Source organism: Bradyrhizobium sp. Ken01 (assembly GCF_055807355.1).
Genome location: NZ_JBVVPC010000012.1, coordinates 100,782 through 116,487, shown reverse-complemented (window position 1 = coordinate 116,487; position 15,706 = coordinate 100,782). Strand labels below are relative to the sequence as shown.

Here is a 15,706-nt window from a genome sequence, read left to right as displayed (position 1 = left end):
TCCCCGCAAGCGGGGCGAGGTGAAGAAACCTACCCCTTCGGCGCCTGCTTCTCGGACGCGGTCGCCGGCTTGCCCTTGGCGCCGGCGCCGGTCACGCGGACCTGGTCGCCGTCGGAGAGGCCATCCGGTGGTGCCGTGATGACGCGGTCATCCGCTGCAATTCCGGAGGCGAGCTCGATCTCGCGGCCGAGATCACGGGCGATGGTCACGGGCTTGAACAGCACCTTGTCGTCCGGACCGACGGTTGCGACGCGCAGGCCGTTGCCGTTGAAGATCAGCGCGCTCGCGGGAATGCTGAGCGGCGCGGCATCGCGCTGCAGGCTGAGCTTCACGCTGGCGTAGCCACCGGGCATCAGCTCGCCTGAGGAATTGTCGAGACCGAGTTGCATGCGCGTCGTGCCGGAGGCGACATCAACCGCCTGGGAGGAGGCCTCCACCGTCGCCTGGAAGGTCCGGTTCGGATACTCCGGCAGCACGATGGCGGCCTTGGCGCCGATCTTGATCGCGGGCACGTAGTTCTGGGGAACGTTGATGTAGACGCGCAGCTTGGTGATGTCGGAGACCACGAACATCGCCGGGCCCGAGCCGCCGCCTGAATTGATCAGCGCACCGACGTCGGTGTCCCGCGCCGTAACCACACCGTCAAACGGAGCGGTGATCTTCTTGTAACCGGCGAGCGCCTCGAGCCGCTCGACATTGGCCTGGCCCGAGCGAACCGCCGCGTTCTTGTTGGAGAGATCGGCGGTACGCTCGTCGATCTCCTGCGCGGAGACGAAGTTGGAGGCGACCAGCGTCTTGCGGCGGTTGAGGGTGGCTTCCGACAGCCTGGCGCTGGACTGCTGGCTGGCGAGGTCGGCGCGGGCCTGAAGCAGTTGCTGGTCGAGGTCGGGCGCCTCGATCTCGGCGATCACCTGACCGGCCTTCACCCGCGCACCGATGTCGGCGCTCCAGCTTTTGAGATAGCCGGGAACGCGGGCAAAGATCGGCGCGCGATAATAGGCTTCGAGACGGCCCGGCAAGTCGATGGTCGAATTGAGAGCCTTGGCATTAGGCAGCGTCACCGCGACGCTGGGAACGGCCTGGTCATCGGTCCATGCCTTCAGCCTTGAGCCCTGCTCCTCGCGGGCACGGATGCCGGTGCCCACGACCAGCCCCGCCGCGATCAGCGCCATCACGCCGAAAATGCCCAGTTTCCGGTGCGACACCGGGGAGCGGGATTCAGTGGGCGACATGCGGGGTCTCCAGGGAGGCGGCCGCTTTGGCGCCTTGCTTCTTGTGTACCATGCTGAACACCACGGGAACAAACATCAGCGTGGCGAAAGTTGCAAAGATCAGGCCGCCGATCACGGCGCGGCCGAGCGGCGCATTCTGCTCGCCGCCCTCTCCGAGCCCCAAGGCCATCGGCGCCATGCCGATGATCATGGCGAGCGCGGTCATCAGCACCGGGCGGAACCGGACGAAGCCGGCTTCCAGCGCCGCGGCGATGGGATCGCCGAGCTCTTCGTAGCGCTCGCGCGCGAACGAGATCACGAGTACGCTGTTGGCGGTGGCAACGCCCATGCACATGATGGCGCCGGTCAGCGCGGGCACCGACAGCGTCGTCTCCGTGGCGAACAGCATCCAGACGATGCCGGCGAGCGCGGCCGGCAGCGCCGTGATGATCACAAAGGGATCGGACCAGGACTGGAAGTTCACGACGATCAGGAAATAGATCAGGACGACCGCTCCGAGCAGGCCGAACAACAAGCCGGTGAAGGCGCTGTTCATGGTCTGCACCTGGCCGAGCAGCACCACGGAAGAGCCTTTCGGCACCTCCTTCGCGGTGTCGGCGATCACCTGGCGGATGTCGGTCGCGACCGCACCAAGATCGCGGCCCGATGTCGTGGCGAAGATCTGCACCATCGACTGGATGTCGTATTGCGAGACCACCGCGCTCGAGGTCGAGCGCCTGATATCGGCGATGCCGCCGAGGATCGGCGACTGCGAATTGCCGACGGCCGTGATCGGCAACGTCTGAAGCGCGCTGAGCGAATCCATCTGGTATTGCGGCGTCTGCATTACGATCGAATAGGACACGCCGTTATCCGGATTGAGGTAATAGGTCGGCGCTACCTGCGAGGAGCCGGCAAGGTTGACCACGAGACTGTTGGTGACGTCGCGCTCGGTCAGGCCGACATATTGCGCGCGGGTGCGGTCGACATCAATGTTGAAGGTCGGATTGTTCGGCGACTGCTGGATGCGCGCATCCGCGACGCCGGGAATCCTGCGGACCCTGGCCAGCAGATTGTTGGCGTACGCGAAGTTAGCGCTGAGATTGGCACCGCGGATCTGCAGGTCGATCGGCGCCGGCGCGCCGAAGTTCAGGATCTGGCTGACGATGTCGGCGGGCAGGAAGGCGAAGCTGACGCCGGGGAACAGCCGCGGCAGTTGCTCACGCAGCACGCGCACATGCCCCTCCGTCGGCTTGTGGCCTTCCTTCAGCTTGATCTGGATGTCGCCATCCTGCGGGCCGATCACGCCGGTGTTGTTGTAGGTCATGTTGATGCCCGAGATCGGCATGCCGATGTTGTCGGTCAGCGTTTCGATCTCGCCCGGGATCAGCTTGCGGATCGCTTTCTGCACGTCGGCGAGCTGGTTTGCGGTCTCCTCCACGCGGGTGCCGACCTGGGTGCGGACGTGCATCAGGATGTTGCCGGCATCGACCGCGGGGAAGAAGTTGCGCCCGAGGAACGGCACCAGCGCGAACGACGCGCCGACCACGCAGAGGAAGCCGATCACGAACACCGGACGGTGCGCGAGCGCGAGCCCTAGGAAATTGTGATAGCCACCGCGAATGCGCTCGAAGCGAGCCTCGAAACCGCGCTGGAACCAGACCAGGGGATTGCGCGACTTCGGCGGACCGTCCTCGTGGTGGACATGCGCCTGCAACAAATAGTTCGCCATGGTCGGCACCAGCGTGCGCGACAGCAGGAACGACCAGATCATCGCGAACATCACCGCTTCCGCCATCGGCACGAACAGGAAGCGCGCCACGCCGGTGAGAAAGAACATCGGTACGAACACGATGCAGATGCACAGCAGGGAGACGAAGGCCGGCGTCACGATCTGGTTGGCGCCGTCGAGGATCGATTGCTCGACCGGCTTGCCTTGCTCCAGATGGTAGTTGATGTTCTCGATCGTCACGGTGGCGTCGTCGACGAGAATGCCGACCGCGAGCGCGAGGCCCCCGAGCGTCATGATGTTCAGCGTCTCGCCGATCGCCGACAGCATGATGATGGCGCCGAGCACGGAGAGCGGGATCGAGACCGCGATGATCACGGTCGAGCGCCAGCTGCCGAGGAACAGCAGGATCATGACGCTGGTGAGCAGCGCCGCGATCACGCCTTCGAACGCGACGCCTTCGATGGCGCCCCGGACGAATACCGACTGGTCGCCGATGAAGCCGATCTTGAGCGCGTCCGGCAGCTGGTCCTTGACGTCGATCACCTTCTGCTTGATGCCCGCGATGATGTCGAGCGTCGAGGTCGCGCCCGCCTTCAGCACCATCATCAGCACCGAGCGGTTGCCGTCGACATGGACGATGTTGGTCTGCGGCGGGTTGCCGTCCCTGACGGTCGCGACGTCGCGCACATAGACCATCGCGCCATTGACGGCCTTGATCGGCAGATTGCCGAGCTCGTCGATCTTCAGCGGCGAGTTGTTGAGCTGGATGATGTATTCGAACTGCCCGATCTTCTGGGTGCCGACCGGCGTGATCAGGTTCTGGGCCGCCAGCGCATTGGCGACGTCCTGGCCGGACAGGCCGCGGGCCTGGAGCGCGGTCGGGTCGAGGTCGATTTGGATCTGGCGCTGCTTGCCGCCGAACGGGTACGGGATCGCGGCGCCAGGCACGGTGACCAGCGGCGTACGGAGCTGGTTGATGCCGATATCGGCGAGGTTCTGCTCGGTCAGCCCGTCGCCCGACAGCGCCACCTGGACGATCGGCACGGTGGAGGCAGAGTAGTTCAGGATCAGAGGGGGCGTCGCGCCTGGCGGCATCTGCTTGATCAGCGTCTGCGAGATCGCGGTGACCTGCGCGTTGGCGGTGCGGATGTCGACGTTCGGCTGGAAGAAGATCTTGATGATGCCAAAGCCGTTATAGGAATTGGCGGTGATGTGCTCGATGTCGTTGACCGTCGTCGTCAGCGCGCGCTGGAACGGCGTGGTGATGCGGCCCGACATCTGGTCGGGCGGCAGGCCGGTGTATTGCCAGACCACGCCGATCACGGGGATGCGGATGTCCGGAAAGATGTCGGTCGGCGTCCGCAGCGCCGCCAGCGGTCCGATGATCAGAAGCAGGAGCGCGAGCACGACAAACGTGTAGGGCCGGCTCAGGGCAATACGGACCAGAGCAATCATTCGCCGGAAAATTCCAGGTCAAGCGAGGATACGGAATCCGCCCCCGCGGGGATCCCTTCCTCCCTTTACCCGAGCACCGCCGGAAACACCAACCTCCGGCGGCTACCTGCATTCACTTCCGTGCTACCGCACTGCGGAACACGCACTGCGGCCATGCGGCCGCCTCATGCCGCGCGGACCGAGTCCAGGAACTTGCCGACTTCGAACTTGAGGCGGCTCGAGTCGCGCGACAGCATCTGCGCCGCCGACAACACTTGCGAGGACGCCGACCCGGTTTCGGAAGCACCGTGCTGCACCTCGCCGACATTGGCCGACACCTGCTGGGTGCCTTGGGCAGCCTGCTGCACGTTGCGGGCGATCTCCTGGGTGGCCGCGCCCTGCTCCTCAACCGCCGCCGCGATCGCCGAGGAGATTTCCGACAGGCGGGCGATCGTGCCGCTGATCTCGCCGATGGCACCAACCGATTCCTGCGTCGCCGTCTGGATGCCGCCGATCTGCTGGCCGATTTCGCCGGTGGCCTTGGCCGTCTGCTCGGCGAGCGCTTTCACCTCCGAGGCAACCACCGCAAAGCCGCGGCCAGCCTCGCCGGCACGAGCCGCCTCGATCGTCGCATTCAGCGCCAGCAGATTTGTCTGGCCTGCAATGGCGTTGATGAGCTCGACGACGTCGCCGATCCGGGACGCCGCCCGCGATAATTCGCTGACACGTTCGGTGGTGGATTGCGCCTGGCTGACGGCCTCCCCTGCGATCCGGGCGGATTCCTGCACCTGCCGGCTGATCTCACGCACCGAGGAGGACATCTCTTCGGCGGCCGACGCCACTGAATGGACGTTGGTGGAGGCTTCTTCCGAGGCTGACGCGACCACCGTCGCCAATTCCTGCGCCCGACCGGCGGTCGAGGTCAGCGTCGAGGCCGACGCCTCGAGTTCGGTCGCCGCCGAGGACACGGTCTCGACGATTTCGCCGACCGCGGCCTCGAAGCCGTCGGCAAGCTTTGTCATGTCGGCCTTGCGCTGTCCCTCGGCACGGCGCTGCACCGCCTGTACCTCGTCGCGGCTGAAGCGGATGATCGTCTGCACCGTCTGCAGATTGCGCAGCGACTCGCCGATCTCATCGTCACGCTGGATCAGGATGCGGTTGTCCAGCTTGTCCTGGACGAGGTTGACCAAGGTTTCGTTGAGCTGCTGCATAGGCCCCTGGACAGCGCGCATGGTCGTGAGGCCGGCGAAGCCGAGGACGGCAGCGCCGGCGACGGCCAGCAGCGCCAGGCTCAGGCCGGTCGTACCGCCGGTCGAGAGCGCACCGCCGATGCCAAGCGCGAGCACGAACAGCAATTGCAGCGCCATCGTGGTGACGAGGCGCGCCTTCAGCGTCCTGGTGAAGACCGCAAAATGGTCGAGCAGCGAGCGGCGGCGGATGATGCCGGCGTCAACGCGATAGCCATGCGGCTTCTTCTCGCGGATCGCCGCGTAGACCTCTTCGGCCAGCTTGCGCTGGTCGGCCGGCAACTTGGTGCGGATCGACGTAAAGCCCGTGACCTGGCCGTTCTCGCGAATCGGCGATGCCGTCGCCAGCACCCAGTAGAAATCGCCGTTCTTGCGGCGGTTCTTCACCGCGCCGAGCCACGGCTTGCCGGCCTTCAGCGTGTCCCAGAGATTGTCGAATGCCTCCGGGGGCATGTCGGGGTGGCGGACGATGTTGTGCGGCTGGCCCATCAGTTCCGCGGACGTGAAACCGGCTGCTGCGAGAAAATCGTCGTTGAAGTAAGTGAGCTTGCCCTTGAGGTCGGTCCGGGAGACGATCAGCGTCTCGTCGCTGACGGGATATTCGACATCGGTGACTGGTAAATTCTTGCGCATGTGAGCCCCAAAAGTTGGATGAAATAAGCGGCTATTCCAATCAGGGCTGCAACCGGCGGTCCTTGAGACCATTCTCGTAAGCCGAATTTAACTATCAATGAAGGAGACCACCCGCCCACTTCCGCGGAACCCCATGATGGTACCTGCTACCGACATCGGGCTACCGGCGCTCGAAAAAAAAGAGCGGCGCTTGCGGCGCCGCTCGTTCGTCAATGGATGTTGACGCGGGGATTTACAGCGCGGATCCGTCGTTACGCCGCGCGGACGTTGGTCAGGAACTTGCTGACTTCGGTCTTGAGCCGGTTCGAGTCGTTCGACAGCATCTGCGCCGCCGACAGCACCTGCGAGGAGGCCGTGCCGGTCTCGGTCGCGCCGCGCTGCACGTCGGTGATGTTGGAGGAGACCTGCTGGGTGCCCTGCGCCGCCTGCTGTACGTTGCGGGCGATCTCCTGGGTCGCCGCGCCCTGCTCTTCCACGGCCGCCGCGATCGCCGATGAGATCTCCGACAGACGCTCGATGGTCGACGAGATCTCCTTGATGGCGCCGACCGAGTCGTTGGTCGCCGCCTGGATACCGGAAATCTGCTGGCCGATCTCACCGGTCGCTTTCGCGGTCTGCTCGGCGAGCGCCTTCACCTCGGAGGCGACGACCGCAAAGCCGCGGCCGGCTTCGCCGGCGCGTGCGGCTTCGATGGTCGCGTTCAGCGCCAGAAGGTTGGTCTGGCCGGCGATGGTGTTGATGAGCTCGACGACGTCGCCGATGCGCGAGGCTGCCTTGGAGAGCTCGCTGACGCGTTCGGTGGTGGTGCGCGCCTGGCCGACGGCGTCGCCCGCCATCCGCGCAGATTCCTGGACCTGACGGCTGATCTCGCCGACCGATGAGGCCATCTCCTCGGTGGCCGAGGCCACCGACTGCACGTTGGTCGAGGCCTCCTCCGACGCTCCGGCAACCGTGGTCGCCAGCCGCTGGGAGCGGTCGGCGGTCGAGGTCAGCGTCGAGGCCGAGGCCTCCAACTGGGTCGACGCCGACGACACGGTCTGAACGATCTCGCCGATCATCGTTTCGAATTCGCGGGTGATGTTGTCGACGCGGCGGCCGCGCTCGATCTTGGCTTCGGCATCGGCGGCGGCAGCCTCGTCGGCGGCCTTCTTGGCGATCAGCGCTTCCTTGAAGATCTGGAGCACCTCGGCCATGGCACCAATCTCGGTCTTCTCACCGCGATGAGGGACTTCGGCGGAAAGCTCGCCCTTGCCCAGCGCCTGCATCGGCTCGATGATCGAATTGATGCCGCTGGAGACGTCCTGGACGAGGTAGAAGCCGACGCCGATGCCGATGATCACGGCTGCGCCGAGGATGATCGAGACGAGCATGAAGGCATAATAGTAACTGTTGGCGGCATCCTGCGCGGCCTGGTCGCCACCCTTGGTGTTGAGCTCGATGTCCTTGCGCAGGATCTCGTCGGCCTGAAGCCCGATCTTGTTGACCGTCTTGGTGTTCAGCTCATGCGCCTCGTGCGGGACCTTGCCGGCCTCCTTGCGCGACAGCGCCATGACCTCCTGGGTGCCTTTCTTGTAATCGTCCCAGAACCTGGACCATTCACCGTAGAGTGCCCGTTCTTCAGGCGAGGTAATCATGTCCTCGTAAGTTTTGCGGAATTTGGTGTTGGCCTCGATCACGGTCGCAAGCGTCTTCTCTGCCGCGAGCTTCTCGTCCAGCGTTTCCGACAGCATGTGCTCCCGGATGACGTTGCGGTAAGTGATGACGCCGGCACGCAGGTCGCCGAGCACGCGCACGCTGGGCATCCAGCTCGTGGTGATGTCGACGGTGTTGGCATTCATCGACCGCATCTTCATGACGGCGAGCAGGCCCATGCCGGCCATCGCGACCAGCAGGAACGCCACGACACTGATGATCTTGGCGCGGATGGAAATGGTGGCGAGCATATGGAGTCTCTTTGTGCTGGCGCGGCGGCGCGTCCGGAAGTCTACGAATCAACCTAAGGGAGCAGCACCGACATCCAACACCAGAGCACCTGAGCAGACGTTAACGACGACTCCGTACGAGTACGGAAGCCTGAAACAAGTGAACACGACGCTAAAAAAGCCCTGCGCTCAGCGCATGAGCCTAAGCGCATCGGAGAAAAACTCGGGCCCGCCGAAATTTCCGGACTTCAAGGCGAGCAGCATGTCGCCTTTTTCAGCACCGACCGCGCGCAGCACCGGGACGCCCGCCGCAATCTCTACTCCGACGAGAAATCCCGGAATCTTCAATCGGTCGACCACGGCGCCGGATGTCTCCCCGCCGGCAACGACCAGTCGCTTGACGCCGGCCTGCACCAGACCTTGGGCAATGTCGGCCATCGCCTGCTCGATAGCGTGCCCGGTCGAGTCGCGGCCGTGGCGCGCCTGGAGCGCGGCGACCTGATCCGGTGTCGAGCTCGACGCGATCAGCACCGGACCGTCCGCCAGTCGCGGCTTCGCCCAGGCCAGCGCGCGCTGCGCCTCGTCCTCGCCCGTAGTAATACGGTCCGGATCGAGATGCAGCACCGGCATGACGCGCTCGGCATTCGCGATCTGCTGAAGCGTCGCCTGCGAGCAGCTTCCGGCCAGGCACGCCGCCGGTCCGCCGACCGCTCCCCCCGCCTCGCTGCTCGCCGCTGTCGATTTGACCTTGCCTGTCGAGACCAGCGCTCGCGCCAGCCCAAGACCCATGCCGGAAGCGCCGACTGACAGCCGATGCTGGACAGCGACGAGGCCGATGGTTTCGAGGTCGTGGTCGAACACGGCGTCGATGATCGCCGCGCCAATGCCCTTGCCCGCGAGTTCGGCGAGCCGCGTCCGCACGGCATCCGCGCCGCGCGTGACGGTGGCGAGGTCGATGAGGCCGATTTGCGCCTTGCTCTGGCGCGCCAGCACGCGCACCAGGTTGGAATCGTGCATCGGGTTGAGCGGATGGTCCTTCAGCGGGCTCTCGTTCAACGGCACGGCGCCGACGAACAGATTGCCCTGGTAGACTGTGCGGCCGGTCTCCGGAAACGCCGGCGTCACCAGCACGGCCGCCTCGCCGCAATCGGCGCGCAGCGCGTCCATCACCGGGCCGATATTGCCGGCATCGGTGGAATCGAAGGTCGAGCAGATCTTGAACAGCACGTGGCCGGCGCCACGGCCGCGCAGCCATTTGTCCGCCGCACGCGAGCGCGATACGGCAAGACCGGCTTCGATCGAGCGGCTCTTCAAGGACACCACGACGGCGTCGACCTCGGGCAGCGCGAGATCGTCCGCGGGCACGCCGATGGTCTGCACGGTGCGCAAGCCGGCGCGCGTCAGCGTGTTGGCGAGGTCGGAGGCGCCGGTGTAGTCGTCGGCAATGCAGCCAAGAGAGATTTTCGCTGCAACTGTCACGACTTCACTCCCGCATAAGGCTTGAACCAGGCAAGGCCGTCGGTGGTCTTGCCGCGCGGATTATATTCGCAGCCGACGAAACCGGCATAACCGAGCCGGTCGAGTTCGTCGAACAGGAACGGATAGTTCAGCTCCTCGCCATCAGGCTCGTTGCGCGAGGGGATGCTGGCGATCTGGATGTGGCCGATCACCGGCATCATCTCGCGCAGCCGCATCGTAACGTCGCCATGGATGATCTGGCAGTGATAAATATCGAACTGCAGTTTCAGGTTCGGAAGCCGCAGCTCCTGGATCAGGTCGCGCGCGAAGCCGAAATCGTTGAGGAAATAGCCGGGCACGTTGCGCGCATTGATCGGCTCGAGCACGATGTCGATGCCGTGCGGCGCAAAGAACTCGGCGGCCCACGCCACTGATTTGTAGAACGCCTCGATGGCGACGCGCTCGCCACGGTTGGCGATGCCCGCCATCAAATGCAAACGCTTGACGCCGGTTGCCTTGGCGTAGGGCAGCGCGGTCTCCAGGCTCGCCTTGAGCTCGGGGAATCGCGACGGGAGCGCCGCAAAGCCCTTCTCGCCGGCATTCCAGTCGCCCGGCGGGAGGTTGAACAGCGCCTGGGTCAAGCCGTTGCGCTTGAGCCGCTCGCCGACGGCCTCGGCCGGATGCTCATAGGGAAAGAGAAACTCGACGGCGGTGAAGCCGGCTGCCGCGGCGGCGTCGAAGCGGTCGAGGAACGGCACCTCGGTGAACATCATCGAGAGATTGGCGGCAAAACGGGGCATGGGGATCCTCTTGGCTATTTGTCGCCGGGCAGCTTGACGCCGGTGACCTGTGCATACATCCGCGCCACCGACGCATCGTCGTCGCGGCCCATGCCGGCGGCTGACGTCATCAAGAACATCTGAAGTGCTGCGGCGGAGACCGGAACCGGGAATCTGGCACTGCGCGCCATGTCCTGGATGATGCCGAGATCCTTGACGAAGATCTCGACCGCACTGCGCGGCGTGTAATCGCCGTCGAGCACGTGCGGCATGCGGTTCTCGAACATCCAGGAGTTTCCGGCGGACGCCGTGATCACCTCATAGACCTTGCGGATATCAAGACCCTGCTTGGCCGCGAACGCGATCGCCTCGCTGGCCGCGGCGATATGCACGCCGGCGAGCAACTGGTTGATCATCTTGAAGGCGGCGCCCTGGCCTGCGGCATCGCCGAGCTCGTAGAGCTTTGCGGCCATGGCATCGAGCGCGGGCCGCGCTTTCTCAAACGCAGCCGGACTGCCGGAGGCGAGGATCGTCAGCTCGCCCTGCGCTGCGCGCTGCGCCCCGCCGGAGATCGGCGCATCCAGATAGTGCCGGCCGGTCGCCTCCAACTGCTTGGCGAGACGCCGCGCCACGTCGGGATCCATGGTCGCCGACGACAGGAAGACGCTGTCCTCGGCCATGGTTTCGGCGACGCCATCCTTGCCGAACAGGATGGTCTCGGTCTGCGCGGCATTGACGACGACGCTGACGACGATGTCGGCGCCTTTGGCGGCTTCAGCCGGCGTCTTGGCGCCGGCGCCGCCCTCCGTCACGAAGCGCGCGACCGCATCAGCCGAGACGTCGCAGCCGGTGACGACATGACCGGCGCGCTTCAGCGAAGTCGCCATGCCAAACCCCATCGAGCCGAGCCCGATGACGGCGATGCGCTGATTCTGTGACGTGGAGGCGGACATGCAACTGATCCTTGCGACGTTTCCCGGACGGCCGCCCTTTGCGGCAGCTTGGCAACCGATTAACACGGCTTGGCCGCGCTGCCAAAGCGTGAGACAAACGGACATGACGGCCATGAGCAACGAGACACGGCTCCGCGAAGACATTTGCCGCTTCGGACGGTCCCTGTTCGAGCGTGGGCTGACGCCCGGCTCCTCCGGCAATATCAGCGTCAGGCTGGACGGCGGCGGCTGGCTGGTGACGCCGACCAATGCCTCGCTCGGCTTCCTCGATCCCGCAAAACTGTCGCGGCTGGACGATCAGGGCCGACTGGTTTCGGGCGATGCGCCGACCAAGGAAGTTCCGCTGCACAATGCGCTCTACGCCACGCGCGGGAGCGCACGGGCGATCGTGCATCTGCATTCCACCCATTCGGTCGCGCTGTCGATGCTGCCGGAGATCGACCCGCGCGCCGCGCTGCCGCCGATGACGGCCTATTATCTGATGAAATGCGGCGCCACCGGGCTCGTGCCCTATTACCGTCCCGGCGATCCCGCGGTCGCCGATGCGATCAAGGGGCTGGCGGGAAAATACTCATCCGTGCTGCTCGCCAATCACGGCCCGGTCGTCGCCGGCGACACGCTGGAAGCAGCCGTGTTCGCGACCGAGGAGCTGGAGGAGACGGCGAAGCTGTATCTGTTGCTGCGCGGGATGAACCCGCGGTATTTGTCGCCGGAGCAGGTGACGGATCTGGTGAAGGTGTTTGGGCTGACGCTGCCGGAGCACGGGCACGAGCATTGAGCCTCGTGCAGCCGAGGGCGAACTAACACCGCCCTACTCACCGCTGTCATTCCCCGCGAAGGCGGGGAATCCAGTACGCCGCAGCTTCTCGGCTCAATCACAACGGCCTCTGGAATACTGGATCGCCCGCCTTCGCGGGCGATGACGCCGAGTGTGTTGCGCGAGCGTGCCCAACACTTCGCGGCTACAGCCCCAGATACGCCTTGCGCACGTCCGGATTGCCCTTGATCTCGCTTGCCGCACCCTGCATCAGCACGCGGCCGGTTTGCAGGATGTAGGCGCGGTCTGCGATCTCGAGGCACTCCGCCATGCGTTGCTCCACGATCAGCACGGTCATGCCGGCATCGCGGATGTGCTTCACAGCCTGGAAGATCTCGTCGACAAGCTTCGGCATGATGCCCTGTGAGGGTTCGTCGAGCATCAACAGCCGCGGGCGCGTCATCAGCGCACGGCCGATCGCGAGCATCTGCTGCTCGCCGCCGCTTAGCGTCTCGGCGCGCTGCTCCAGGCGCTCGGAGAGGCGCGGAAACAGCTGGAACACGAGATCGAGCGGACTCTCGCGGTCGGCCTCGCCGCGGTAGAGATAGCTGCCGAGGCGCAGATTGTCGCGCACGGAGAGGCGCGGAAACAAGCGGCGGTTCTCCGGCACATAGGCGATGCCCGTGGCCGTGATATGATGCTGCGCCATCCCGTCGAGGCGCTTGCCGTCGAACGTCACCGTACCCGAACGCGGGCGCTCGGCGCCGGCGATGGATTTGAGCAGCGTCGACTTGCCCGCGCCGTTGGCGCCGGCGACGCAGACGATCTCGCCCTTGGCGACCTCAATGCTGACCGCGGAGATCGCGACCAGGCCCTGATAGGCGGTCGTGACTTCACGCACCGACAGCATGACGATCTCCCAGATATGCGCTGATCACCTTGGGATCGCGGACGATTTCAGTGGGCTTGCCCTCGACCAGCACCTTGCCGAGGTCGAGCACGATGGCTCGGTCGACCAGCGGCATCACGATCTCCATGACGTGCTCGACCATCAGCACGGTGATGCCGGCGTCACGCACCTTGCGCACCAGCGCGACACCGGTCTGCGCTTCGGTCGGCGTAAGACCGGTGAGGACTTCGTCGAGCAGCAGCAGCTTTGGTTCGGTCGCAAGCGCACGCGCGACTTCGAGGCGGCGCTTTTCGGCCGGCACGAGGTCGCTCGCGAGCACGTTGGCGCGCGCGGCAAGACCGGTGAACTCCAGCACCTCATGCGCCTTGCGGCGGGCCTCGCGCATTACGGTGTTGCGCACGAGAGCGCCGACGATGACGTTGTCGATAACGGTCATAGTCTCGAAGCTCTTGACGACCTGGAAGGTGCGCCCGACGCCGCGCTGGCAGCGCTCGGCGGCCGGCATGCTGGTGACATCCTCGCCGTCGAACCAGATCGAGCCTTGCGTCGGCGGCAGCACGCCGGCGATGAGATTGAACAGGGTCGACTTGCCGGCGCCGTTGGGGCCGATCAAGCCGACGATCTCGCCGCGGCCGACCGAGATCGAGACGTCGCTGTTGGCGACGAGGCCGCCGAACCGCTGCCAGACGCCGCGGGTTTCAAGCAGCGGGGTCATCGCGTGGCTCCCTTCCGCTTCGCACGAGAGAACAGGCTCACCAAACCCTGCGGCAGGGCGAGCGAAATCAGCACGATCAGCGTGCCGTAGACGATCAGGTCGACGCCGCGGCCCGAGCCGCCGATATAGGAGCGCGTCAGCTCCGTCATCGGGATCAGGATGGCCGCCCCCAACACGGGCCCCCAGAGGGTGCCGATGCCACCGAGCACGGCCGGCAACGCCATCAGCAGCGAGAACTGGAAGCCCATGACGCTTTCAGGATCGATATAGGCGAGAAACTGCGCATAGAAAGCGCCGCCGATGGCCACGAGGAAAGCGGAGACGGCAGCCGCGCCCATCTTGGAGTTGAACACGACGACACCGAGGCTCTCGGCCGCTTCCGGATTGTCCTTTACCGCGCGCCACCAGAAGCCCCATTTGGAGTCCTCCAGCCACCAGGTGACGAACCAGGCGAGGCTGCACAGCACCAGTGCAAAATAGAAGTACGGCAGCTTGCTGCGCATGAACTGGAATTTCAGCCAGCTGTCGCCGCGCACCGGAATGGTGATTCCCATCGCGGCCCCCGCCCATTCCCAGTTCTGGAACAGCAGCAGCCCGATCTCGGCGATGACGATGGTCGCGATCACGAAATAATGGCCGCGCAGGCGGAAGAAGGGATAGCCGAGCCCCATCGCGATCGCGGCCGCGACTGCGCCGCCGGCGAGCATCCCGAACCATGGCAGTACGCCGAACTTGGTGAACAGCAGCTCGGTGGTGTAGGCGCCGATGCCGAAATAAAGCGCATGTCCCAGCGAGATCTGTCCGCAATAGCCGGAGAGAATATTCCAGCTCTGCGACAGCGCCGCATACATCAAGGTCAGGATCAGGATGTTCTGGACGTAGACGTCCTTGATGAACAGCGGCGCGAGCGCCGCCAGGGCGGTCAGCACCGCAGCGATGATGAGGTCGCGGCGGCGCCGCGCGGCAAAATCCTTGTCCATCACATCGATCCGAACAGGCCGCGCGGCCGGATGAAGACGACCAGCAGGTAGACGGCGTAGATGCCGACCGATTTCAGGGACGGCGGCAGCACCAGCGCGGTGGTGGCCTCGACGAGACCGACGATGATCCCGCCGGCGAAAGCGCCGAACACGCTGCCGAAGCCACCGAGCGCGACCGTGACGTAGGCGATCAGCGCAAAGGACGCGCCGACGTCGGGATAGATATAGAAGAAGCTCGCCATGATCGCTCCGGCGAGACCGACCAGCGCGGCACCAAGCCCCCAGCCGAGCGCGAACACGCGATTCTTGTCGATGCCGACGAGGGCCACCGCGCCGGGATCTTCACGGGTGGCCTCCAGAGCGCGACCGAAATCGGTGCGATGGATGAAGAAGTAGAGGCCGGCAAAGGCCAGGATCGAAACCAGCGCACCCATGAGCTGCGGCTCGGGCAGGAAGACGCCGGCGATCGAGATCGTCTTGCCACCGAGCCAGGACTGCGGAACGCTGCGATAATCGGGCGTGAAGAAGAATTGCGCGAGGCCGCGCATCACGATGGCGAGGCCAAAGGTGGAGAAGATCTGCACCATGCCGGCATTGGCCTTGGCCCGCATGGCGAAGCGTACGATCAACAAATAGACGACCGCTCCGAATACGAACAGCGCGGCGGCCACCAGCGGGGCCGACAGCAAGGGGTCGATGGCGAAGAACGTGAACAGGAAGAAGCTCACATACATCGCGATCATCAGGAACTCGCCATGGGCGAAGTTCACGACGTCCATCAGGCCGAAGATCAGCGCGAGACCGACGGCGATCAGTCCGTAGAGCAGGCCCATGAGAAGGCCGCTCGCGAGACTTTGGATAATGGTTTGGGCTGTCAAAAGTCTGTCCCCCGAACTACGTCCTCATCCTGAGGAGCGCGCACCGCGCGCGTCTCGAAGGATGGCCCAGCCCTCGTCCTTCGAGACGCGGGCTGCG

At 65.0% G+C, this 15,706-nt stretch carries 12 protein-coding genes; 1 reads left to right on the top strand and 11 read right to left on the bottom strand.

The genetic code is table 11. The annotated features are described in order from the left end of the window. Window positions 1–29: 29 nt before the first annotated feature. The 7 genes from AC0L3S_RS14650 to ltnD all read right to left on the bottom strand — a co-directional run bounded on the left by AC0L3S_RS14650 (window position 30) and on the right by ltnD (window position 11,369). On the bottom strand, window positions 30–1,232 hold the full coding sequence (locus AC0L3S_RS14650; protein ID WP_473279535.1) for an efflux RND transporter periplasmic adaptor subunit: 1,203 nt from the start codon (window positions 1,230–1,232) through the stop codon (window positions 30–32). Further along, on the bottom strand, window positions 1,219–4,398 hold the full coding sequence (locus AC0L3S_RS14645; RefSeq protein WP_473279534.1) for an efflux RND transporter permease subunit: 3,180 nt from the start codon (window positions 4,396–4,398) through the stop codon (window positions 1,219–1,221). Before AC0L3S_RS14645 ends, AC0L3S_RS14650 begins: the two co-directional genes overlap by 14 nt. Window positions 4,399–4,562: 164 nt before the next feature. Then, complete coding sequence (locus AC0L3S_RS14640; protein ID WP_473279533.1) at window positions 4,563–6,257, bottom strand: methyl-accepting chemotaxis protein; 1,695 nt, start codon at window positions 6,255–6,257, stop codon at window positions 4,563–4,565. Between the two features lie 251 nt (window positions 6,258–6,508). Beyond that, window positions 6,509–8,200, bottom strand: a complete 1,692-nt coding sequence (locus AC0L3S_RS14635) for a methyl-accepting chemotaxis protein (RefSeq protein ID WP_473264085.1) — start codon at window positions 8,198–8,200, stop codon at window positions 6,509–6,511. A gap of 168 nt (window positions 8,201–8,368) precedes the next feature. Then, window positions 8,369–9,658 carry a 3-oxo-tetronate kinase gene (gene otnK, locus AC0L3S_RS14630; protein ID WP_473264086.1) on the bottom strand — a complete coding sequence of 430 codons (1,290 nt, stop codon included), beginning with the start codon at window positions 9,656–9,658 and terminating at the stop codon, window positions 8,369–8,371. Beyond that, window positions 9,655–10,437 carry a 2-oxo-tetronate isomerase gene (otnI, locus tag AC0L3S_RS14625; RefSeq protein ID WP_473264087.1) on the bottom strand — a complete coding sequence of 261 codons (783 nt, stop codon included), beginning with the start codon at window positions 10,435–10,437 and terminating at the stop codon, window positions 9,655–9,657. The genes otnK and otnI overlap by 4 nt, the downstream gene beginning before the upstream one ends. Before the next feature lie 14 nt (window positions 10,438–10,451). After that, complete coding sequence (ltnD, locus tag AC0L3S_RS14620) at window positions 10,452–11,369, bottom strand: L-threonate dehydrogenase (protein WP_473264088.1); 918 nt, start codon at window positions 11,367–11,369, stop codon at window positions 10,452–10,454. Window positions 11,370–11,472: 103 nt separating this feature from the next. Here ltnD and otnC point away from each other — a divergent pair, with 103 nt between their 5' ends. After that, window positions 11,473–12,147, top strand: a complete 675-nt coding sequence (otnC, locus tag AC0L3S_RS14615; RefSeq protein ID WP_473279532.1) for a 3-oxo-tetronate 4-phosphate decarboxylase — start codon at window positions 11,473–11,475, stop codon at window positions 12,145–12,147. Window positions 12,148–12,331: 184 nt separating this feature from the next. Here the strand turns inward: otnC and AC0L3S_RS14610 are convergent, their stop codons facing one another. From AC0L3S_RS14610 to AC0L3S_RS14595, 4 genes are read right to left on the bottom strand one after another with little or no spacing between them, the layout of a single operon-like run. After that, window positions 12,332–13,036, bottom strand: coding sequence for an ABC transporter ATP-binding protein (locus tag AC0L3S_RS14610; protein ID WP_473264090.1), 705 nt, complete (start codon window positions 13,034–13,036; stop codon window positions 12,332–12,334). Continuing rightward, window positions 13,020–13,751 carry an ABC transporter ATP-binding protein gene (locus tag AC0L3S_RS14605; protein WP_007593737.1) on the bottom strand — a complete coding sequence of 244 codons (732 nt, stop codon included), beginning with the start codon at window positions 13,749–13,751 and terminating at the stop codon, window positions 13,020–13,022. The genes AC0L3S_RS14610 and AC0L3S_RS14605 overlap by 17 nt, the downstream gene beginning before the upstream one ends. Beyond that, a complete protein-coding gene (locus AC0L3S_RS14600; protein WP_007593738.1) occupies window positions 13,748–14,731 on the bottom strand; it encodes a branched-chain amino acid ABC transporter permease in 984 nt (327 codons plus the stop codon). The genes AC0L3S_RS14605 and AC0L3S_RS14600 overlap by 4 nt, the downstream gene beginning before the upstream one ends. Further along, window positions 14,731–15,609: a branched-chain amino acid ABC transporter permease gene (locus AC0L3S_RS14595; RefSeq protein WP_026233279.1), complete on the bottom strand. Its 879-nt coding sequence runs from the start codon at window positions 15,607–15,609 to the stop codon at window positions 14,731–14,733. The genes AC0L3S_RS14600 and AC0L3S_RS14595 overlap by 1 nt, the downstream gene beginning before the upstream one ends. Window positions 15,610–15,706: the final 97 nt, after the last annotated feature.